The sequence below is a fragment of the Nocardia cerradoensis NBRC 101014 genome, from assembly GCF_000308535.1.
In the GTDB taxonomy this organism is placed as follows: domain Bacteria; phylum Actinomycetota; class Actinomycetes; order Mycobacteriales; family Mycobacteriaceae; genus Nocardia; species Nocardia cerradoensis.
In genome coordinates this window covers 18,331-39,360 of the sequence record NZ_BAFW01000143.1, presented here as the reverse complement: position 1 = coordinate 39,360, position 21,030 = coordinate 18,331, and the positions used below count along the sequence as shown (strand labels likewise).

23 protein-coding genes are annotated in these 21,030 nt (G+C 67.8%); 15 read left to right on the top strand and 8 right to left on the bottom strand.

The window, feature by feature from the left end:
- Window positions 1-11 precede the first annotated feature (11 nt).
- The 3 genes from ON23_RS15010 to ON23_RS15000 are packed head-to-tail and all read left to right on the top strand — an operon-like array spanning window position 12 to window position 2,041.
- A complete protein-coding gene (locus tag ON23_RS15010; protein ID WP_039778887.1) occupies window positions 12-362 on the top strand; it encodes a hypothetical protein in 351 nt (116 codons plus the stop codon).
- A 1-nt stretch (window position 363) separates the two neighbouring features.
- Complete coding sequence (locus ON23_RS15005) at window positions 364-1,143, top strand: transporter substrate-binding domain-containing protein (RefSeq protein ID WP_039778886.1); 780 nt, start codon at window positions 364-366, stop codon at window positions 1,141-1,143.
- 25 nt (window positions 1,144-1,168) lie between these two features.
- Entirely contained in the window at window positions 1,169-2,041 is an 873-nt protein-coding gene (locus tag ON23_RS15000; RefSeq protein ID WP_039778885.1) for a class I SAM-dependent methyltransferase, read from the top strand.
- Here the strand turns inward: ON23_RS15000 and ON23_RS36875 are convergent.
- Complete coding sequence (locus ON23_RS36875; RefSeq protein ID WP_245555958.1) at window positions 1,935-2,270, bottom strand: FmdB family zinc ribbon protein; 336 nt, start codon at window positions 2,268-2,270, stop codon at window positions 1,935-1,937. The genes ON23_RS15000 and ON23_RS36875 overlap by 107 nt on opposite strands.
- A gap of 209 nt (window positions 2,271-2,479) precedes the next feature.
- On the opposite strand from ON23_RS36875, the gene ON23_RS14995 reads away from it, so the two are divergent.
- Window positions 2,480-3,532 (top strand): phosphotransferase, encoded by a 1,053-nt coding sequence (locus ON23_RS14995; protein ID WP_244969562.1) that lies wholly within the window; start codon window positions 2,480-2,482, stop codon window positions 3,530-3,532.
- 67 nt (window positions 3,533-3,599) lie between these two features.
- On the opposite strand, the gene ON23_RS14990 is transcribed toward ON23_RS14995, so the two are convergent.
- The 4 genes from ON23_RS14990 to mptB all read right to left on the bottom strand — a co-directional run bounded on the left by ON23_RS14990 (window position 3,600) and on the right by mptB (window position 8,077).
- Window positions 3,600-4,574 carry a COX15/CtaA family protein gene (locus ON23_RS14990; protein WP_039778883.1) on the bottom strand — a complete coding sequence of 325 codons (975 nt, stop codon included), beginning with the start codon at window positions 4,572-4,574 and terminating at the stop codon, window positions 3,600-3,602.
- Window positions 4,575-4,665: 91 nt separating this feature from the next.
- Window positions 4,666-5,454: an ABC transporter permease gene (locus tag ON23_RS14985; RefSeq protein ID WP_039778882.1), complete on the bottom strand. Its 789-nt coding sequence runs from the start codon at window positions 5,452-5,454 to the stop codon at window positions 4,666-4,668.
- The gene (locus ON23_RS14980) at window positions 5,451-6,383 is read right to left on the bottom strand and encodes an ABC transporter ATP-binding protein (RefSeq protein WP_039778881.1); all 933 of its coding nucleotides are present in this window, start codon (window positions 6,381-6,383) and stop codon (window positions 5,451-5,453) included. The genes ON23_RS14985 and ON23_RS14980 overlap by 4 nt, the downstream gene beginning before the upstream one ends.
- Window positions 6,380-8,077 (bottom strand): polyprenol phosphomannose-dependent alpha 1,6 mannosyltransferase MptB, encoded by a 1,698-nt coding sequence (gene mptB / locus ON23_RS14975; RefSeq protein WP_039778900.1) that lies wholly within the window; start codon window positions 8,075-8,077, stop codon window positions 6,380-6,382. The genes ON23_RS14980 and mptB overlap by 4 nt, the downstream gene beginning before the upstream one ends.
- Window positions 8,078-8,270: 193 nt before the next feature.
- Between mptB and ON23_RS14970 the strand changes: the two genes are divergently transcribed.
- The 9 genes from ON23_RS14970 (at window position 8,271) to ON23_RS14930 (ending at window position 16,680) form a co-directional block, all read left to right on the top strand.
- Window positions 8,271-9,065, top strand: a complete 795-nt coding sequence (locus tag ON23_RS14970) for a helix-turn-helix transcriptional regulator (RefSeq protein WP_051042709.1) — start codon at window positions 8,271-8,273, stop codon at window positions 9,063-9,065.
- Window positions 9,062-10,522, top strand: coding sequence for a Fe-S cluster assembly protein SufB (gene sufB, locus ON23_RS14965; protein ID WP_039778879.1), 1,461 nt, complete (start codon window positions 9,062-9,064; stop codon window positions 10,520-10,522). Before ON23_RS14970 ends, sufB begins: the two co-directional genes overlap by 4 nt.
- A complete protein-coding gene (gene sufD / locus ON23_RS14960; protein ID WP_039778878.1) occupies window positions 10,522-11,715 on the top strand; it encodes a Fe-S cluster assembly protein SufD in 1,194 nt (397 codons plus the stop codon). The genes sufB and sufD overlap by 1 nt, the downstream gene beginning before the upstream one ends.
- A 51-nt stretch (window positions 11,716-11,766) precedes the next feature.
- Window positions 11,767-12,543, top strand: coding sequence for a Fe-S cluster assembly ATPase SufC (gene sufC, locus ON23_RS14955; RefSeq protein ID WP_036502483.1), 777 nt, complete (start codon window positions 11,767-11,769; stop codon window positions 12,541-12,543).
- A gap of 1 nt (window position 12,544) precedes the next feature.
- Window positions 12,545-13,804, top strand: a complete 1,260-nt coding sequence (locus ON23_RS14950; RefSeq protein WP_036502480.1) for a cysteine desulfurase — start codon at window positions 12,545-12,547, stop codon at window positions 13,802-13,804.
- 46 nt (window positions 13,805-13,850) lie between these two features.
- Window positions 13,851-14,348 carry a Fe-S cluster assembly sulfur transfer protein SufU gene (gene sufU, locus ON23_RS14945; protein WP_036502476.1) on the top strand — a complete coding sequence of 166 codons (498 nt, stop codon included), beginning with the start codon at window positions 13,851-13,853 and terminating at the stop codon, window positions 14,346-14,348.
- Window positions 14,341-14,712, top strand: coding sequence for a metal-sulfur cluster assembly factor (locus tag ON23_RS14940; RefSeq protein WP_039778877.1), 372 nt, complete (start codon window positions 14,341-14,343; stop codon window positions 14,710-14,712). Before sufU ends, ON23_RS14940 begins: the two co-directional genes overlap by 8 nt.
- A gap of 108 nt (window positions 14,713-14,820) precedes the next feature.
- Window positions 14,821-15,249: a DUF4189 domain-containing protein gene (locus tag ON23_RS14935; RefSeq protein ID WP_062997564.1), complete on the top strand. Its 429-nt coding sequence runs from the start codon at window positions 14,821-14,823 to the stop codon at window positions 15,247-15,249.
- Window positions 15,250-15,417: 168 nt separating this feature from the next.
- The gene (locus ON23_RS14930) at window positions 15,418-16,680 is read left to right on the top strand and encodes an acyl-CoA dehydrogenase family protein (protein ID WP_039778875.1); all 1,263 of its coding nucleotides are present in this window, start codon (window positions 15,418-15,420) and stop codon (window positions 16,678-16,680) included.
- Window positions 16,681-16,766: 86 nt separating this feature from the next.
- On the opposite strand, the gene ON23_RS14925 is transcribed toward ON23_RS14930, so the two are convergent.
- Window positions 16,767-17,528 carry an RDD family protein gene (locus ON23_RS14925; protein WP_039778874.1) on the bottom strand — a complete coding sequence of 254 codons (762 nt, stop codon included), beginning with the start codon at window positions 17,526-17,528 and terminating at the stop codon, window positions 16,767-16,769.
- Window positions 17,529-17,712: 184 nt separating this feature from the next.
- The gene (gene ku / locus ON23_RS14920) at window positions 17,713-18,672 is read right to left on the bottom strand and encodes a non-homologous end joining protein Ku (RefSeq protein WP_039778873.1); all 960 of its coding nucleotides are present in this window, start codon (window positions 18,670-18,672) and stop codon (window positions 17,713-17,715) included.
- 540 nt (window positions 18,673-19,212) lie between these two features.
- On the opposite strand from ku, the gene ON23_RS37925 reads away from it, so the two are divergent.
- Both ON23_RS37925 and ON23_RS14915 read left to right on the top strand, forming a co-directional pair.
- Window positions 19,213-19,365, top strand: coding sequence for a hypothetical protein (locus ON23_RS37925; protein WP_157170226.1), 153 nt, complete (start codon window positions 19,213-19,215; stop codon window positions 19,363-19,365).
- A gap of 339 nt (window positions 19,366-19,704) precedes the next feature.
- Complete coding sequence (locus ON23_RS14915; protein ID WP_245555957.1) at window positions 19,705-20,523, top strand: glycosyltransferase family 2 protein; 819 nt, start codon at window positions 19,705-19,707, stop codon at window positions 20,521-20,523.
- 49 nt (window positions 20,524-20,572) lie between these two features.
- Here the strand turns inward: ON23_RS14915 and ON23_RS35960 are convergent, their stop codons facing one another.
- Window positions 20,573-21,013: a DUF4345 family protein gene (locus ON23_RS35960; RefSeq protein WP_051042706.1), complete on the bottom strand. Its 441-nt coding sequence runs from the start codon at window positions 21,011-21,013 to the stop codon at window positions 20,573-20,575.
- Window positions 21,014-21,030: the final 17 nt, after the last annotated feature.

The following is a 21,030-nucleotide window of genomic DNA, read 5'->3' as shown; positions in this document are numbered from 1 at the left end:
AACTCCACGCCATGAGCGAAACCGCCACCGCGGCCCCGGTCGCGCCGTCGTCCACCGTCGTCGAGTCGGTCAAGAAGTTCGTCGCCGCCCACGGTGGTTCGGGTACGGCCGTGCTGCAGCCGATCGGTCGCATCGGGGTCCGCATCACCCTCGTCGGCGCCGACGGTGTCCTCGGCGATCGGGTCGTCGCGGATCTGGCCACCGCCAAGGCGGTGGTCGAGGCCGTCGACGGCCTCGCCGAAACCGAGCACTGGGATCGCGATCTGAGCTCGATCGCCACGCCCGCGAAGGGGCACTGGGCCCGGATGGCCGGCTGGGTCGCCGGTCAGACCCGGTTCCCGAAGGCGCGCAACGAGAACTGAGATGGCTCTGCGGCATCGGATGATCGCCGCCGCGACGGCCGGTGCGGCCGCGGTCCTGACGATGGTCGTTCCGGCGCGAGCCGAGGACCCCGCGGCGGTGCGGGTGTGCACCACCGGCGACTATCCGCCCTATTCGGTGACCGACGGCCACGGCGGCTACCGCGGCATCGACATCGACCTGGTCCGCGACATGGCACAGCTGCTGGGGCGCCAGGTGCGGTTCGTGCCGACGACATGGGCGTCGATGGGTGGCGATTTCGCCGCGCGCGCTTGTGATCTCGCGGTCGGCGGAATTTCCGACGCCGCGGCCCGGCGCGCCTACGCCGACTTCTCGCTGAGCTACGGCACCGACGGCAAGACCCCGATCGTGCGTGCCGACGACGCCGGGAAGTACGCGACGATCGAGCAGATCGATCAGCCGCAGGTGCGGGTGATCGTCAATCGCGGCGGCACCAACGAACAATTCGCCCGCACGCATTTCCCGCATGCGCAGCTGACGGTATGGCCGGACAACGTCACCATTTTCGATCAGATCACCGCCGGTCACGCTGATGTCTTCGTCACCGATTCGGTGGAGGGCCGCTATCGCGTGCGGCAGCATCCCGAGCTGCGGGTCCTGCATCCGGAGACACCGTTCGACTCCTTCGGCAAGGTATTCCTGCTGCCGAAGAACGATGTGCCGACCGCGCTGACGGTGAACTCCTGGCTGGCGAGTCAGCTGGCCACCGGGGGAGTCGACCGGCGTGTCGCCGAATGGATCGGGCCGCACGCCACCGCCTGAGCGACGTCCGACCATAATCGACGAGGTGACGGATAAAGCGGCGAGCCGGACCGCGGTGCTGGTCTGTCAGGGCCGGGCGGTGGCCGACGGGCGACTGGCGGTCGGGCACTTCTCGGATCCCATTGCGGCACAACTGCTTCACGACGACGAACGCGCGGCGGTGCGGCGCGCGCGAGCACCGCGGCCATCCGGCGGCTGGCGGGAGCGGCTCGAATTCGAGATGCTCACGGCCACGGCCGCTGTGCTGGCCACCCGCACCGTCGTCATCGACGAGGCGATCCGTGAGGCGTCGGCCGCGCAGCTGGTCCTACTCGGCGCCGGACTCGACGGACGGGCCTGGCGGACCAGCGAACCCGCCGCTGATGTCTTCGAGGTGGATCATCCTGCCTCGCAACGGGATAAGCGCGCACGGGTCGGGGCGCTGGTTCCGGCCGCGAAGTCGCTGACCTATGTGCCGGTGGAATTCGGCCGCGACGACCTGGGGGCGCGCCTGGCCGAGGCGGGCCATCGGGCGGACGCGACGACCACCTGGGTGTGGGAGGGCGTCCTGCCGTATCTCACCCAGCCCCAGGTCGAATCGACGCTGGCCGTCGTCGCCGCGCGCAGCGCGAACGGCAGCCGATTGATCGCGACCTATCCCACTCCGAACCGCTTCGCCGCACTCGGTCGTGCCGGTATGCGTCTGTACAGCAAGCTGGCCGGCGCCCGGGACCCGCTCGCCGACGAACCGCACGTGTCGGCGTGGTGGCCCGCGGAAATGGCCGCGCTGGCAACGCGTTACGGGCTCACAGTCACCGCGGACGTCGAGCTGATCGAGGCGGCGCGCCGGCTCGGCGTGCCGGCCCGGCAGTCCCGGGCCTACGGATTGGGACGCGCGCTGATCGCCGACCGCGTCTGATCGCGATCAGCCGCAGCAGCCGCCACCGCAGCAACCGCCGCCGGACGGGCGGGGGTGCGGACGGTGCGCCCGACCCGGCGGCCTTGCCGGTCAGGGCGACCGTGGTGAGCAGTTTGACGGTGTCGCGGTGGCCACCCGGGCAGACCGCCGGGTCGCCGGATTCGCTCATCGGCCGGGTCAGTTCGAACGATTCCGTGCATTCCCGGCAGCGGTAGGCGTAGGTCGGCATGAGGAAATTATGTCGCGTGCGAGGCGGACCGGATCGCCAGGGTCCGGCCGGGTTCGCTCGATATCCGGCCGCGATCGTCGGTGAGCGCGCGGCCTGGGTGGGCGGTGACCGCATCATCCGCCTCCCGCATTCCGATATCCGAGCCGCCCGGCCGTGTTACTGTCCCGGACACATATCCGGCATTGTGTCCGGGTGAAGGGAGTCCGCGGATGACGGCAATGGCGGAGGTCCTGGTGGACGCCGAGCGGATCACCCCACAGTGGTTGAGCCGGGCGCTGTCGACGCCGGTGCGCGCGGTCACCGCGACGCCCGTGGGCACCGGGCAGATGGGTTCGGTGTTCCGGCTCGAGATCGACGGCGAATCGGCACCCGCGCGGTTGATGGCGAAACTGCCCGCCGCCGACCCGGCCGCGCGTGCCATGGTCGCGGGCGCCTATCGGCAGGAGATCCGCTTCTACCGCGAGATCGCACCCACCGTCTCGGTGCGGGTGCCCACCTGCCATTTCGCCGAATTCGCCGGTGACGGAGCGGAATTCACCCTGCTGCTCGACGATCTCGCGCCGGCGCGCCAGGGCGATCAGATCGCGGGATGCACGGTGGCGCAGGCGAATGCGGCGGTCCGGAATCTGGCGGCACTGCACGGTCCCCGCTGGTGCGATCCCGGCTTGTCGGCGATCGACGGGCTGAACTTCAACGGTGCGGCCGAGGCGCAGGCCTTGTCGGAGTTGTACGGTCCGGCGACGGAGGTCTTCCTCGAGCGCCTGGGACAGCGGCTGTCCCCGGCCGACCGCGACACCTTGCGCGCCTGTGTTCCCGGCATCGCCGACTGGCTGCTGGCGGCGCCCGATCGTTTCGCGCCCGTCCACGGCGATTACCGCTTGGACAATCTGATGTTCTCCGATGACAGTGGCGAGGTCGAGGTGTGGGCGCTGGACTGGCAGACGCTCGGTCTCGGATTGCCGGCGCGTGATCTGTCGTATTTCGTCGCCACCGGTCTCGAACCGGACCTCCGGCGTGCGCACGAGGACTCCATCATCGAAACCTATTGGCGCGCATTGTGTTCCCACGGCGTCGGCGATTACACACTGGATCAGTGCCGGCGCGACTACGGTTTCGCCCTGGTGCAGGGGCCGCTGGTGGCGGTGTTCGGCGCTGCCTACGGCACGGTCACGCCGCGCGGGGACGAGATGTTCGCCGCGATGGCGCGTCGCAGTTGCGCCGCGATCCGCGATTGGGACGCACTCGGTCGGACACCGGCGTAGTGCACTCGCTCAGCGAAGGCAGGAGTCCGCGCGGCCGGGCATGACGACGGCAGCGTGCGCGCCCGGTTCACGCAGCGCGGGCGGCTGCTTCGGGGGCGGGTGCGGTGACCTGTTCGCGGGTGCGCATCGAGGCCCACAACGCGGCCGTCGCGACGATGCACGCGGTGGCGCCGCCGACGTGGAAGACCACCAGCGCCGCGGGAACGTGCGTGAAGTATTGGACGATGCCGATGAGCGCCTGGGCGCAGACCGTGGCGATCACCACGATCAGACGCACCCGGATCGCGCGGGTCATACCCACCGCGGCCAGTCCGAAGCCGAGGCCGACCAGCAACGCCAGATACGCCACGAGCAATTCGGCGTGGGCGTGCACCAGGGTGACGATCTCGATCTGCAGGCGTGCCACCGGCCGTTCGGTGCTCTTGTCCCCGGCGTGCGGTCCCGCGCCAGTCACCAGGGTGCCGGCGATGAGGGTGCCGGTCATCGCGACCGCGCTCAGTGCGGTCAGCCAGCGCAGCGGTGCCGGGACCTGGACGACGTCGACCCCGTCGTCGGGTTCACCGACCTTGGCGAACAGCAGCGTCGCCAGCCACACCATCAGCATCGAGGCCAGCAGGTGGACCGACACCGTCCACCACAGCAATCCGCTGCGCACGGTGATTCCGCCGATCACGGCCTGCAACACGGTGCCGCCGGGCATCAGCCAGGCATAGACCACGACCTCGCGCCGCCGCCGCGCCCGGACCACGGCGAGCACGATCAGCGCCGCGCACAGCGTCACCGCGAAGGTGAGCATGCGATTGGAGAATTCGACCGCCTGGTGGAGCGCCGGAACTTCGGCGTGGGCGGTGGGTGTGAAACTGCCGGGGAAGCATTGCGGCCAGGTCGGGCAGCCGAGGCCGGAGGAGGTGACGCGCACGATCGCGCCGGTCACCGAGATGCCCGCCTGGGACAGGATCACCGCCAACGCGATGATGCGCTGCACCCGCAGGGAGGGCAGCGGCAGAAAGTCGACGAGTCGCACAAACGCGCGGGACAGCACGAAACGATGGTAGACGCAGCCGGATCCGCGCCCGCACGGGGGCTACTACGTTGTGTCGTTGCCGTCACATCGGAGTCGGCATCGCGGTCGTTCAGTCGAAGCGGAACCAGCGTGTCGCCAGCCAGCCCGTCACCACGCCCCACACCACGAGCACCGCGATGCCGTACCAGTCCACGCTGGTGTGCAGCGCCTGGTCCAGCGCCTCGGCCAGCGCTCCCGAGGGGATCAGTCGCGCGATCAGCGTCACCGCGTGCGGGAGGTTGTCCGAGGCGAAGACCAGGCTCGCCACCCCCAGCATCACAAACCACAGGATATTCGCCAGCGCGAGCACGATCTCGGCCTTCAGGGTGCCGCCCAGCAGCAGTCCCATCGCGACGAAGGTCGCCGTGCCGAGCGCGATGACGAGCGCGCCCAGCGCCAGCCCGCCGATCCCGGGCCGCCAGCCCAGCGCGACGCCGATCAGGCCGAGCAGAACCGATTGCAGGACCACCACGATCAGCACCGCCGCGCATTTGCCGCCGACGATGCCCCAACGGGGTAATGCCGTGGCGCCCAAGCGTTTCAGCGCACCGTAACGGCGGTCGAATCCGACGGCGATGGCCTGGCCGGTGAACGCGGTGGACATGATCGCCACCATCATCACCGCCGGCACGATCCGGTCGACCTTGTGGTGTTCGCCGAGGCTCGAGCCCAGCGGCAGCAGAGTCAGCCCGATCAGCAGCGTGATCGGAATGAACATGGTCAGCAGGAGCTGTTCGCCGTTGCGCAGCAACAGGATCAGCTCCATGCGGGTCTGCGCGGCCAGCATGGCCAGGCGCGGAGCCGGTCGCGGCGCGGGGCTGAAGGTGCCGGGGGTGAAACGAGGGGCGGTCCGGGTCATCCGCGCAGCTCCCGTCCGGTCAGTTCGAGGAACACATCCTCCAGGCGGCGCTGGTCGATGCGAATATCGGTGGGCAGCACGTCGATTCGTGCGCACCAGGCGGTCACGGTGGCCAGCACCTGCGGGGTGATGTCGCCGCACAGCAGATAGGAGCCGGGCGCGGTCTCGCTGGGTGCGAACCCTTCCGGCAGTGCGCTTTCCAGCAGCGACAGATCGAGTTTCGGTGGCGCACTGAAACGAAGCTGCCCCTCGGCGCCGGCGGAGGTCACCTCGGCCGGGGTGCCGGCGGCGACGATGCGGCCGTGATCGATGATCACCAGCCGGTCGGCGAGCTGTTCGGCCTCGTCCATCATGTGCGTGGTGAGCAGAATGCCGACGCCGTCGCGGCGCAGCGCGTCGATGAGCTCCCACACCAGATGCCGGGCCTGGGCGTCCATTCCGGCCGTGGGCTCGTCGAGGAAAACCAGTTCGGGCCGTCCCACCAGCGCGCACGCCAGCGCGAGGCGCTGCTGCTGACCGCCGGACAGCCGCCGATACGGGGTGCGGCGGGCGTCGTGCAGGCCCAAGGTGTCGAGCAGCCACTGCGGATCGAGCGGATCGGCGGTGTAGGAGGCGACCAGATCGAGCATCTCGCCGGCGCGCGAGCCGGGATAGGCCCCGCCGCCCTGCAGCATCACGCCGATGCGCGGGCGCAGGCGATCGGAATCGGCGACCGGATCGAGCCCGAGCACCCGCACCGAACCGGCGTCGGGGGACAGGAACCCCTCACACATTTCGACGGTGGTGGTCTTGCCGGCGCCGTTGGGGCCCAGGAGCGCCAGCACCTCCGCCCGTCCGACCTCGAAAGCGACCCCGTCCACGGCGGTGGTGTCGCCGTAGCGTTTGACGACACCGTCGATACAGACAGCGGGTTCCGAGGCTGCGCTCACGATGAGACACCGTATGCCGGGCCCGGCTGTGACGGAGCAGACACCCCTGTCCGATTGCGCCACGGCAGCAGGTTCCGGGTCACGGCGATGAATCCGAGCGCGACGATGACCACGGCGACCGCCGCCTCGATGATCTGGAAGACTCCGAAATCCGCGCCGCGCGGCATCAGGATCACGCTCACGACCGCGGAGAACACGACGGCGGGGACCCGGAACGCGGGAGTGGTCGCCCACGCCGCGAGCGGCATGATCGCCCACAGCAGATACCACGGCTGCACCACCGGGAACAGCAGCACTATCGCCGCGAGCGACACACCCATCGCGCCGACCGGCTGCAACCGCCCGGTCCAGGTGGCGATGAGCATGCGCATGGTGATCAGCCCCGCCACGACAGCCGCGATCGGGCGGGTGATGCTCAGCAGCGCAGTGGTGTGGTCGCCCAGGCCCAGCAGCACGCCGCCGAATCCGGTGATGATGCCGATCGCCGTGGGCAGCGACATCCAGCTGCGCACGGTGCTGGCGGCATTGAGAGTGTGTGTCCAGCCGAAACCGAGCCCGGAGGTGTAACTGACGAACAACGTGGTGACCACGGTGATAGCGCCGAGGACCGCCGCGGCGGCCAGCAGCGGTCGCCAGCCGCGCCCCCAGCGCCGGGCCAGGGCCATGCCCACGAATCCGAGCGCGATGATCGAGGGGATCTTCACCGCCGACGATAGCGTGATCACCACGGTGCCGAAGGTCAGCAGGAGCCAGCCGCGCTGGTCGAACCCGCCGAGCCCGGGGGTGTGCTCGGTGGCCAGCGCGCGCAGGCAGAACTCCACCCCCGCCAGCATCAGGCCCAGCATCAAGGCTTCGTTGTGCACGCCGCCGACCAGATGGAAAAGCACCAGCGGATTGGCCGCGCCCAGCCACAGGGCGCTGACCGGCGCCACTCCGCAGCGTCGCGACAGGCGCGGCAGCGCCCAGACGATCAGAGCCACCCCGGCCAATGCCAGCAACCGATGCGCCCACACCCCGACGATGATGTTGTCGCCGGTCACATGCGCGATCCCACGGCCCATCCAGACGAACAACGGTCCGTACGGGGCGGGAGTGTCGCGCCAGATGTTGGGCACGTTGTAGGTCAGCACGTTGTGCAAGCCCAGGCCGCTGGCCGGGCCGACCGCGTACGGATCGAGGCCACGGGCCGCGATCTCGCCCTGTGCGAGATAGGAATAGACGTCGTTGGAGAACAGCGGCGGCGCCACCGACAGCGGGATGATCCACAGCAGCAGCGTGCGATCGAGCTGGGAACGGCTGAGCCGATGGACCGGCGAGCCGCCGAATCCGCCGACGGCGAAGCGGCCCAGCAGAAGCCACGCCATCACCACGAAGACCGTGCCGATCATGCACAGCGCCAGCGACGAGGTCTGCCAGCGCGCGAAGACGCCGATCACCCGGACTCCGGAGACCGGATTCTGCAGCACCGGCTGGGCGGCGACGCCCAGCGCGCTGATCGCCATGAGTACCGAGCCGGTGGCGCCGAGCAGCCGAATGCGCTTGAACTGCGCGGTTTCCCGGCTGTCGAGCCCCGGGGCGTCGGCTTCGACGGTGTGTAGCACCGCGATGGTGTGATCGGCGGGCGGGACGTCCAGGCCCAGGGCCCGGCGTCCGATCTCGATGCTCCTACGCCATGCGCCTTCCACAACCGCCACGGAGGTCAAGCCTAGCCGGGGTGGACGCCGGGCCGACCGCAACGTCGCGACGCGGACCGTGACATATTGCACCGGGGGTCGATGCCCAGGTCGGAGCCGTATCCGGGAGAGATTCAGGGCACCCTTACTAGAATGCGGGAAATAATTCCGTCACACTGATGTTGTGAAAACCGTGGGTTTGCGGGAGAACGAGGTGAATACCGAGCGTCAGCAGGGCGCCCGGCCTTCCGTCGCGCCCGCGGCCGCCGCCGGTGAGGGTCATACTCGCGCGGCCGTCGTCCAGCTGCTGCTGGAGGAGGGGCCGATCACCGCGACGGCTATCGGGCAGCGGCTGGGACTGAGCCCGGCCGGTGTGCGTCGTCATCTCGACGCGCTGATCGAATCCGGCGAAGCCCGGGCCATGCGCTCGGCGCCGTGGCAGCAGCAGGGCCGCGGTCGTCCCGCCAAGCAGTTCCAGCTGACCGCCGCGGGTCGTGGCCGGCTCGGCCACGCCTACGACGATCTGGCGGGAGCCGCGATGCGGCAGCTGCGCGAGATCGGCGGCGAGAACGCGATCATGGAATTCGCTCGCCGCCGCGTCGGTGTGATCGTCGCCGGTATCGATCGCCTGGCTCAGCACACCCCGGCCGCCACCTCGGAGAAGGCGGAGGAGATCGCCGAGGCGTTCAGCGACGCCGGATTCGCCGCCACCACCCGCAAGGTCGGCTCCGGCGTCCAGATATGCCAGCATCACTGCCCGGTCTCGCATGTGGCCGAGGAGTTCCCGGAGCTGTGCGCCGCCGAACTCGAGGCATTTCGCGAGCTGCTCGGAACCCACGTGCAGCGGCTCGCGACCATCGCCAACGGTGACTGCGCCTGCACCACCCACGTACCCCTGTCCGTTCCCCCGACGAGCAATCCCCCGACGAGCAATGCTCAGCCCGCCACCCGCGCCGTTGCACAGCCCGCAGCGGCAGCTCGAAACGACTCCGGAAGGAGTGCCGAATGACGTCGACCACCGCGGCGAGCCGTGAATCCGATGCGCCCCAGAACCAGCCCCTGACCCAAGAGGAGACCATCGCCTCGCTGGGTACCTACGGCTACGGCTGGGCGGATTCGGATATCGCCGGCGCCAGCGCCAAGCGCGGCCTGTCCGAGGACGTCGTGCGCGACATCTCGGCGAAGAAGAACGAGCCCGAGTGGATGCTGGACGCCCGCCTCAAGGCACTGCGCATCTTCGACCGCAAGCCGATGCCGAGCTGGGGCTCCAACCTCGAGGGCATCGACTTCGACAACATCAAGTACTTCGTGCGCTCGACCGAGAAGCAGGCCGAGAGCTGGGAAGATCTGCCCGAGGACATCAAGAACACCTACGACAAGCTGGGCATCCCGGAGGCGGAGAAGCAGCGCCTGGTGGCGGGTGTGGCCGCGCAGTACGAGTCGGAGGTCGTCTACCACCAGATCCGCGAGGACCTCGAGGCCCAGGGCGTGATCTTCCTCGACACCGACACCGGCCTGCGCGAGCACCCGGAGATCTTCCAGCGGTACTTCGGCTCGGTGATTCCGGCCGGTGACAACAAGTTCTCCGCGCTGAACACCGCCGTGTGGTCGGGTGGCTCCTTCATCTACGTGCCGCCGGGCGTGCACGTCGACATCCCGCTGCAGGCCTACTTCCGGATCAACACCGAGAACATGGGCCAGTTCGAGCGCACCCTGATCATCGTCGACGAGGGCGCCTACGTGCACTACGTCGAGGGTTGTACCGCGCCGATCTACAAGTCCGACTCGCTGCACTCGGCGGTCGTGGAGATCATCGTGAAGAAGGGCGGCCGCTGCCGCTACACCACCATCCAGAACTGGTCGAACAACGTCTACAACCTGGTCACCAAGCGGGCCAAGGCCGAGGCGGGCGCGACCATGGAATGGATCGACGGCAATATCGGCTCCAAGGTCACCATGAAGTACCCCGCGGTCTGGATGACCGGCGAGTACGCCAAGGGTGAGGTGCTGTCGGTGGCCTTCGCGGGCGAGGGCCAGCACCAGGACACCGGCTCGAAGATGCTGCATCTGGCGCCGCACACCTCCTCGACCATCGTGTCGAAGTCGGTGGCGCGCGGCGGCGGCCGGGCGTCCTACCGCGGCCTGGTCCAGGTCAACAAGGGCGCGCACGGCTCCAAGTCGACCGTGAAATGCGATGCGCTGCTGGTGGATACGATCAGCCGCTCCGACACCTACCCCTACGTCGACATCCGCGAGGACGACGTGACGATGGGCCACGAGGCCACCGTGTCCAAGGTGTCGGAAGATCAGCTGTTCTACCTGATGAGCCGCGGCATGACCGAGGACGAGGCGATGGCGATGGTGGTGCGCGGCTTCGTCGAGCCCATCGCCAAGGAACTGCCGATGGAATACGCGCTGGAACTGAACCGGCTCATCGAGCTGCAGATGGAAGGAGCGGTCGGCTGATGCCGGTCGAGAATGTGGCTGTCGCGGGCGAGGCCCGTATCCCGGCCGTCAACAAGGGTGAGCTGTTCGCCTCGTTCGACGTGGCCGCCTTCGAGGTGCCCTCGGCACACGACGAGGCCTGGCGGTTCACTCCGCTGCGCCGGCTGCGTGGTCTGCACGACGGCACCGCGGTGCGCGACGGCCGGGCCGGTATCGAGGTCGCCGCTGTCGACGGCGCCGCCATCGACGGTGTGACGGTGGAGACCGTCGGCCGGGACGACGAGCGCCTCGGCGAGGGCGGCGTGCCCACCGATCGTGTTGCCGCTCAAGCCTATTCGGGTTTCGAGCAGGCGACCGTGGTGTCGGTCGGCGCCGAGACGGAGGTCGGCCGTCCGGTCGTCGTCCGGGTCACCGGCCCCGGCGCGGACAAGACGGCGTTCGGTCATCTGCAGATCCGGCTCGGCAATTTCGCGGTCGCGACGGTGGTCATCGACCAGCGCGGCAGCGGAACCTACGCGGAGAACGTCGAGTTCGTGCTCGGTGACAGCGCCAAGCTGACCGTGGTCGCGGTCCAGGACTGGGCCGACGACGCCGTGCACGTCACCGCCCATCACGCCAAGCTGGGGCGCGATGCCGTCCTGCGGCACACCGACGTGACCCTCGGCGGAGAGCTGGTGCGGCTGACGGCGACCGTGCGTTACGACGGTCCCGGCGGCGACGCCGAACTGCTGGGCCTGTACTTCGCCGACGACGGGCAGCATTTCGAACAGCGCCTGCTGGTCGACCACGCGCAGCCGCACTGCAAGTCCAACGTGCTGTACAAGGGTGCGCTGCAGGGCGATCCGAGTTCGGCCAAGCCCGATGCGCGCACCGTCTGGGTCGGCGACGTGCTGATCCGCGCCGAGGCCGAAGGTACCGACACCTACGAGGCCAATCGCAATCTGGTGCTCACCGACGGCGCGCGCGCCGATTCGGTGCCCAACCTCGAGATCGAGACCGGCGAGATCATCGGCGCCGGACACGCGTCGGCCACGGGGCGTTTCGATGACGAGCAACTGTTCTATCTGCGTGCTCGCGGAATTCCGGAGGATGCCGCCCGCCGCCTTGTGGTGCGTGGTTTCTTCCACGAGATCATCCAGAAGATCGCGGTCGTCGAGATCCGGGAGCGGCTGGAGTCGGCCATCGAGGCCGAACTCGCCGCCATCGGTGCCTAGCATCGGCGCGTCCCGGCAGCCCGAAACCTCCACCAGCCCAGAAGGAATGCAATGACCACCCTCGAAATCAAGGACCTGCACGCCGAAGTCGCCAATCCGGACGAGAACGGCGAGCCCATCAAGATCCTCAAGGGCGTGAACCTCACCGTGAAGTCGGGCGAGACCCACGCCATCATGGGCCCCAACGGCTCCGGCAAGTCCACCCTGTCCTACGCCATCGCCGGTCACCCCAAGTACACCGTGACCCAGGGCTCGATCACACTCGACGGCGAGGACGTGCTGGCCATGTCCGTCGACGAGCGCGCCCGCGCCGGCCTGTTCCTGGCCATGCAGTACCCGGTCGAGGTGCCGGGTGTGTCCATGTCGAACTTCCTGCGCACCGCCGCGACCGCCGTACGCGGCGAGGCTCCCAAGCTTCGCCACTGGGTCAAGGAAGTCAAGGAGTCGATGGGCGAGCTGGAGATCGACGCCGCCTTCGCCGACCGCAGCGTCAACGAGGGCTTCTCCGGCGGTGAGAAGAAGCGCCACGAGATCCTGCAGCTGGGCCTGCTCAAGCCGAAGATCGCCATACTCGACGAGACCGACTCCGGTCTGGACGTCGACGCGCTGCGCATCGTCTCCGAGGGCGTCAACCGCTACAAGGAACGGGAGAACGGCGGCGTCCTGCTGATCACCCACTACACCCGGATCCTGCGCTACATCCAGCCGCAGTTCGTGCACGTGTTCGTGGGCGGCCGCATCGTGGCCGAGGGCGGCTCCGAGCTGGCCGACGAACTCGACGCCAACGGCTACGTCCGCTTCACACAGACCGCGACCGCGGGAGCCTGATATGACCGCTGTGACACGCACACTCGACGTCGCCAGGATCCGGGCCGATTTCCCGATCCTGAACCGGACGGTGCGTGACGGAAAACCGTTGGTGTACCTGGATTCCGGGGCCACCTCGCAGCGACCGCTGGCCGTCCTGGACGCCGAACGCGAATTCCTCACCCACACCAATGCCGCCGTGCACCGCGGCGCGCATCAGCTCGCCGAGGAAGCGACCGACGCCTACGAGGGCGCACGGGCCGATATCGCGCGCTTCGTCGGCGTGGAGGCGAACGAGATCGTGTTCACCAAGAACGCGACCGAATCGCTGAACCTGGTGACGTATTCGTTCTCCGACGACCGCTTCCCGTACCACGTGGGACCGGGCGACGAGATCGTGATCACCGAACTGGAGCATCACGCGAATCTCGTTCCGTGGCAGGAACTCGCGCGTCGCACCGGTGCCACGCTGAAGTGGTACGGCATCACCGACGACGGGCGTATCGACCTGGATTCGCTGGAGCTGACGCCCGCGACCAAGGTCGTCGCGTTCACCCACCAGTCGAATGTGACCGGTGCGGTCGCCGACGTGCACGAGATGGTGCGCCGCGCCAAGGCGGTCGGCGCGCTGGTGGTGCTCGACGCCTGCCAGTCGGTCCCGCACATGCCGGTGAACTTCCGTGAACTCGGCGTCGACTTCGCCGCGTTCTCCGGGCACAAGATGCTGGGTCCGTCCGGTGTCGGCGTGCTCTACGGCCGCTACGCCCTGCTCGAGGAGACCCCGCCGTTCATCACCGGTGGGTCGATGATCGAGACGGTGACCATGGAGGCGACCACCTACGCGGCGCCGCCGCAGCGGTTCGAGGCCGGTGTGCCGATGACCTCGCAGGTGGTCGGATTGGGTGCGGCCGTGCGGTATCTCGACGAGATCGGGATGGAAGCCGTTGCCGCACACGAACATACGCTGGTCGGCGCCGCCCTGGAGGGGCTCGGCGCGATCGACGGCGTGCACATCGTGGGGCCGACCGAGAACGTGGACCGCGGTGGCGCGGTGTCGTTCGTGGTCGACGGAATCCACCCGCACGACGTGGGCCAGATCCTGGACGACGAGGGTGTCGCCATCCGCGTCGGGCACCATTGCGCCTGGCCGCTGATGCGCCGCCTCGGTGTACCCGCCACCGCCCGGGCCTCCTTCGCGGTCTACAACACGCTGGACGAGGTGGAGGCGCTGGTGGCTGCGGTCCGTAAGGCACAGAAATTCTTCGGGGTGGCCGACCGTTGAATCCGGCGAGCGCGAGCGACCAGTGAACGGGGCGTGAGATTTCGCAATGCGAATGGAACAGATGTACCAGGAAGTGATCCTGGACCACTACAAGCATCCGCACCACCGCGGACTGCGGGAGCCGTTCGGTGCGGAGGTGCATCACGTCAACCCGACCTGCGGTGACGAGGTGACCCTGCGGGTACACATCGACGACAACGGCGATGTCGCCGACGTGTCCTACGACGGGCAGGGCTGCTCGATCAGCCAGGCCGCCACCTCGATCCTCACCGATCAGGTCATCGGCCAGCCCGTGCAGCAGGCGCTGAAGGTGGTCGACTCCTACAGCGAGATGATCTCCAGCCGCGGCACGGTCGAGGGTGACGAGGACGTGATCGGCGACGGCATCGCGCTGGCCGGTGTGTCGAAGTACCCGGCCCGGGTGAAATGTGCCCTGCTGGGCTGGATGGCGTTCAAGGATGCCGTGGTGCGGATCACCTCGGCCGAAGAGACCAAGCGGACCATGGGCAACGGGTCCGCCGGAAATGGGGAAGCTCATGACTGAGACGCCGGCAACCGAACAGCCGAACACCGACGCCGAACTCTCCCAGGAGCAGGTCGCGTTGCTCGAGGACATGGAGGAGGCGATGCGTGACGTCGTCGACCCCGAACTCGGCATCAATGTCGTGGACCTGGGGCTGGTCTACGGGATGCGGCTCGAGGAGGAGGTGGCCGTCCTCGACATGACCCTCACCTCCGCGGCCTGCCCGCTCACCGACGTGATCGAGGACCAGTCGCGAAACGCGCTGGTGCGCAGCGGGTTGGTGGAGGATCTGAAGATCAACTGGGTCTGGATGCCGCCGTGGGGTCCGGACAAGATCACCGACGACGGCCGCGAGCAGCTGCGCGCCCTGGGCTTCACGGTCTGATTCTCGCCACCGGGTAGGGGGCGAAGTGGACATCCGAGGCCGCTGTGGAGCAGGATCGCCTGCGTCCAGTACGCAGACTTGAACGGGGTGGATTCACGGATGTCCCAGATGTTTTCCCGGCGTGTCCGCTCGGCGGCCGTCGCGGCGGTGGCCGGTGCGGGTTTCGCGGTGGCCGGTGCCGCCGGTTCGGCTCAGGCCGACGGTGATCTGCACGGTGCGATCGCCTACTCCGACAGCAGCGGCGTGGTGGCCGCGGCCACCAACTTCGCCGACGCGCCCAGCGCGGATGCCGCGGCCCGAGCGCATTGCGGTCGCGGTGACTGCCGCGTCATCTTGGATTTCAGCAACGGCTGCGGTGCTGTCGCCCAGGGAGCGGACGGCCGGATCGCGGTGGGCTGGGGTCCGACCCAGATCGAGGCCGAGAAGCAGGCGAGGGATTTCCTCGGGCCGAGCGCACCGCCGTTCCCCGACTTGGGGAGTGCGAGCCCGCGCCCGGCGACCATAGCCCTGACCAGTTGCACCGCGAACGCGCACTGATCGTTCGCACCGACGGCGGCCGACCTGCATGTCAGGTCGGCCGCCGTCGTTTTTCCCGCTGTTTCGCGCTCGGTCACCGATGTCCGGGTCCGTCCCGCTCCGAGAAGGCATGCTGCGCGATATCGTGAGGGCCGAATCGCCGGACCGGCCGAAACGGTAGGAGCAGCAGTGGATTTCGACATTCCCCGGGAGCTCAGCGACTATCTGGCCGAACTGGATGCCTTCATCGACCGCGAGATCGTGCCGCTCGAACGCGAGAACGACAACATCCGCTTCTTCGACCACCGCCGTGAAGACGCCCGCACCGACTGGGACCGCGGCGGGCTGCCGAGCACCGACTGGGAGGATCTGCTCGCCGAGACCCGCCGCCGCGCCGACGCCGCCGGGCACTACCGCTACGCGTTCCCGCCCGCATTCGGCGGCCGCGGCGGCACCAATCTCGATATGGCCGTCATTCGCGAACACCTCGCCCGCCGCGGTCTGGGCCTGCACTGCGATCTGCAGAACGAACACGCCGTGGTCGCCAACAATGTGGGCCTGCTGCTGATGCTGGAATACGGTTCCCCCCAACAGCAAGCGGAATGGGTGGAGGGCCTGGCGGCGGGCACGAAATTCTTCGCCTTCGGCATCACCGAGCCCGAACACGGTTCCGACGCCACCCATATGGACACTCGCGCGGTGCGCGACGGCGACGGCTGGGTGATCAACGGCGAGAAGACCTGGAATACCGGCATTCACACCGCCGACGCCGATCTGATCTTCGCGCGCACCGCCGGCGACGCGGGGGACGGCAGGGGCATCACCGCATTCCTGGTGCCGCCCGAGACCCGTGGATTCACGGTCGAGGAATATCTGTGGACCTTCAACATGCCCACCGACCACGGGCGCGTCACCCTGCGCGACGTGCGCGTCGGCGCCGACGCCGTCTTCGGTCCCGAGGGCCGCGGGCTGGCGGTGGTCCAGCATTTCTTCAACGAGAACCGGATTCGCCAGGCGGCGTCGAGTCTCGGAGCCGCGCAATACTGCATCGACCGGGCCGTGGCATATGCCAAGGAGCGCAAGCCCTTCGGTAAACCGCTCGCCGACAATCAGGCGATCCAATTCCCGCTGGTCGAATTGCACACCCAATGCGAGATGCTGCGCACGCTGATCCACAAAACCGCGTGGACCATGGATCGCCACGGCACCTTCGCCGCCTCCGAGCAGGTGTCGATGTGCAACTACTGGGCCAACCGATTGTGTTGCGAGGCGGCCGATCGCGCCATGCAGGTGTACGGCGGCCTCGGCTATTCGCGCCACCAGCCGTTCGAACACATCTACCGCCACCACCGCCGCTACCGAATCACCGAGGGAGCGGAGGAGATTCAGATGCGGCGAGTAGCGGGCTATCTGTTCGGCTTCATGTCCGCTCACGCGCCCAAGGGCGTGTGAGGCCGTCCGGCATCGGCGCTCGCCACACGAAACGGCCCCGCGTCCTGGAGGGAACCGCGGGGCCGTGACAGTGCTGGTCAGCGACGCTACTTCTGAGCCTGCACCACGATGGTGCCGACGATCTTGTCGGCGAAGGTCTGGTTCTTCTCGTCCCACAGCGGCCACAGATAGCCGAGGCCGCACAGAGCGTTGTCGAGAATGTGGCAGAGCTTGCGCACGAAGGCCATACCGAAGCCCAGCACCTGACCGTCGGCTTCCTTGATCACGCGGATGCCGACGACCTTCTTACCGGGCGTCTGACCGGTGGTGCCTTCCTGGTAGATGAGCCACAGTCCGAGACCCAGCCCCACCACTATGGCCAGGAGCACCAGGATGATGCCGACGGCGGTCAGGCCACCGCTCGTGCACGTACTGGTGGAGTAGGAGTATGAGGAGCCGTAGGTGTCGTCGTCGAACGAGCAGTCCACGTCCTTGCTACCGAGCCCGAACGCGAGTCCGTACAGGATGGCCAGCGGCACACCGACGATCAGCGCATCGATGAGATACCCGCCGACGCGCGCGAACCAGTGCGCGTAGGGTGCGGGCGGCCCGAATCCCGGTTGCTGATAGCCGTACCCCGGCCCGGCCGGTGGGTAGCCCGCTCCCGGAGCACCGTAATTCGGTTGTGCCGCACCGTATCCCGGAGCCGGTGTACCGTAACCCGGTGGGGGAGCGGCATATCCGGGCGGCGGCGCGCCGTAACCCGGCGGGGGTGCGCCGTAGCCCGGCTGCGGGCCGGCGGGCTGATACCCGTAGCCCGGTTGCCCCGGCCGGCCGTACGGGCCGTTCGGGTCCGACGGGTTGGTCATATGTGGTTCCTCCGGAAGCTGGTGGTACGGGGACGATCCGGGCCCCGACCGGGTCGAACTGTGATTGCACCGTACGGTAACCGCCAGGCCCCGCCAAAGTATGGCCGACCCGCGCGTAATGGGCGCGCCGAACAGTCGGATATCTCACGATTGCCTGATTCCGCGACGCCGCCGGAATCGGTGCCTAGGCTCCCTTGCGGGTCTGTTTGGCGGCCTTGGGTGCCGCCTTCTTCGCAGTCGACTTGCTCGCCGATTTGGTACCGGTGGATTTCGACGCGGCCCGCTTGGTGGTCGCCTTCGCGGTCGACTTGGCGGCGGATTTCGAGGCGCGGCCCCGGCCGGACTTGCCCGATTCCCCACCGCGGCCGGTGGCTTCGAGGCTGCGCTGCAACGCCGCCACCAGATCGACCACCTCGGCATCCATCTGCGCCGGTTCGGCCTCCTCGTGGCGGGTGACGCGGTCGGATCCGGATTCGATGGCCTCGTCGAGCAGCTTCTTCAGCTCGATCTGATATTCGTCGGTGTATTGATCGGGATCGAAATCCTCCGACATGCTGTCGACCAGAGTCTGCGCCATCGCGACCTCCTGCGATCGCGGTGCGGCGGCATCATCGAGCGATTCGAATTCGGCCGCGCGCACCTCGTCCGGCCACAACAGCGTCTGCAACACCAGCACCCCGTCCCGCACCCGCAGCGCCGCCAGCCGCGTCTTCTGCCGCAGCGTGAAATGCACCAGCGCCACCCGATCGACCTGATCCAGCGTCTTCGCCAGCAGCACGTAGGCCTTGGGCGTCGTGGAATCGGGCTCGAGGTAGTAGCTGCGGTCGAACAGGATGGGGTCGATCTGCTCCGAGGGCACGAACTGCAACACCGGAATCTCGTGCTTCTCGGCCACCGGCAGCTTCGCGAAGTCCTCGTCGGTGAGAATCACCTTGTCGCCCTCGGGTGACTCGTACGCCTTGTCGATATCCGCGAACGCCACCGACTGCCCGCACACCGTGCAGACCCGGTCGTACTTGATACGTCCACCATCCTTGGCGTGGACCTGATGGAACCTGATGTCATGGTCCTCGGTGGCGGTATAAACCTTCACCGGGACATTCACCAGCCCGAACGCGATGGAACCTTTCCAGATCGACCGCATAGGCCGATGCTACTTATGACCGGTCGGTTTTGTCCGGCGAAGCGGCGCGACCTGCGGGTTCGTTGTTGTTGACGAGTGTTGCCGGTTGCTGTTTGTGGACCTGCGACGTCCTGGTGCAGACGCCGTTTGCCCACGTCCATTGCTATTTTCGAGACGTTTCGCGCCGACAGCTGAACCGTCCGTCGCGGTCGATTCGCCGCTTTGCCCATCTTGGCTGGTATCAATCTTGCGCTACAGAAATATGCGCATCTAAGCATTTGTTGTCGACTGTGTTGCCCACGTCGTCAATCCGCGGCCGCGGGTTCGGGTGGGTCGGCGCCGTGGGCGTCCGACGACCGTCGACCAGTGGGCCTGCCGGAACAGGTCTCGTGCCGGTGGGAACCTCTCACCGCGCATGGTCGACTCCAGGATGGGTGCGGCTGCCTTCTCGATCGGCTCTATCCAGCGCGAGTTGCAGTTGGCGCACAGGATCTTCACGCTCATCTCGCGACCATTTTTGAGGAGAAGCAGGTCCCCTCCGCGCCTCCCGACCCGATACTCGTGGGACTGTCGAATGCGGTGCAGCAGACGGTCACTGCTGGACTCGCCGAGTTGATCGGCGACATCGTCGAGAGTTCCGCTGACAGCGTCCGCGCCGTCGCGGAATTGCGTGGCACGCTCGAACGCCGCCAGATCGGCACGCCCACCGGCTGATCGCCGGTACCCCGATGAGCCGACATGGCGCCGATTCATAGGCGCCGTGGGCCACGAACTTCTCCCGGCGAACTCGCTTCTGCCGCAGCACTGTTGGTGCGATCGGCCGTAGCCCCTGGGGATGGGATGGGGAAAACGGTGCCCGCGCTGTGAGTACTCCGTGCCGTCGAGTCCTCGGCAGGACGGGTTGGGGTCGCCGTGCGATCGTGCGGGGCGTCGGTGTTTCGGAAAGTCAAGTGCTGCACATGGTTGTGGTTTATGGTTGCCCGAAGCTAGCGCTCTCCCTCTTGATCGGTTCATCCATTCCCTTGTCGCAGGAGATGTTTGATGATCTTGTCGGTGGTAGTTCCTGCTCTCAACGAAGCTCGCGTCATCGAGCGAACCCTGTCTCGGCTGGTCGCCCAGGATGCGGTCGACGAGGTGATCGTGGTCGACAACGGCAGTGTCGACGACACCGCAGCCGTTGTCTACGAATTCGCCGGCTCGCATCCGAAGGTGCAGCTGGTTCATGAGCTGGTGCGCGGCATCCCCGCGGCGCGCAATGCCGGATTCGACAAGGCGCGTGGCGAATTCATCGCCCGCACCGATGCCGACACCCTCGTCGACGACGACTGGGCCGCCACCATCCGCGACTACCTCAGCACCCACCCCGACACCGCCGCGGTGACCGGGTTGTGCACGTATCACGATTCGCCGGTCGGGTTTTTCCTGCGGTTCGGCCAGCAGTTGCTGCTGCGGGCGGGGAAGCTCGGTGGGCCGGTGGGGAACATGTACGGACCGAACATGGCGCTGCGCCGGGATGCGTGGGAGCAGGTGCGCGCGGTGGTGCAGACGCGCGCGGATGTGGCCGAGGACCTGGATCTGGCGTTGTGTCTGACGTTGCGGGGTCTGCGAATCGACCAGGTCACTGCGATGCGAGCGCGGACCTCGGCCAGGCGCCGGCGCACCAGCCCCCGCCGGCAGTGGCAGTTCCATCACCTCGGCTTGCGCACCATCGAACACCACGGCTTCCAGGTGCGCCCGCAGCATCGGCTGATCATTCTGGCCGCCTGCGTTTCCCACACCGTGCAGTGGCCGATCTACCGGTTCTGGGACTTCCAGCACCGCCGGTTCCGGCTGCGGCCGTGCGCGGAACGGATCTCGGCGACCGGCCCATAGCTGCGGCGGCGGGTCCGGCTGTGCGCGACGATCCGGCGAGATCGGCTTCTCACTGCTGTGGGTCGGTGACCTCTGTTCGGTGCTCACGGTCCCTGAGCAGCAGTGTTCCGCCGACTACGACTGCCACGACTTCCAGTACAAACCACGGCAGGATGCCCGCTCGAGGGGGCCCGTCGATCGCGAATCCGACGAGGCGGCCGAACACCAATCCACCGCAGACAGCGACGGTGAGCACGAGTGCGGGTTTTGCCACAGCGGCCCGCACGGCCCCGCCGGCCAGCAGGCCTGCAAGCGCCAACTGCAATCCGCCGTAGTTGGCGCGCATTTCGTTGAGGCCGGCGCTCGTCAGGATCTCGAAGCCGATTCCGGCCGCCGCGCGGACGGGCGCGAACAGCCCGTTGAGCCCGATGAGAAGGAAAGCGCATGCGGCGATGGCCAGATAGGCGCGAACAAGCCGATCCTGATAGGGGCGATGGGGGGCTGTATTCATTCGCCGATTATAAGCAA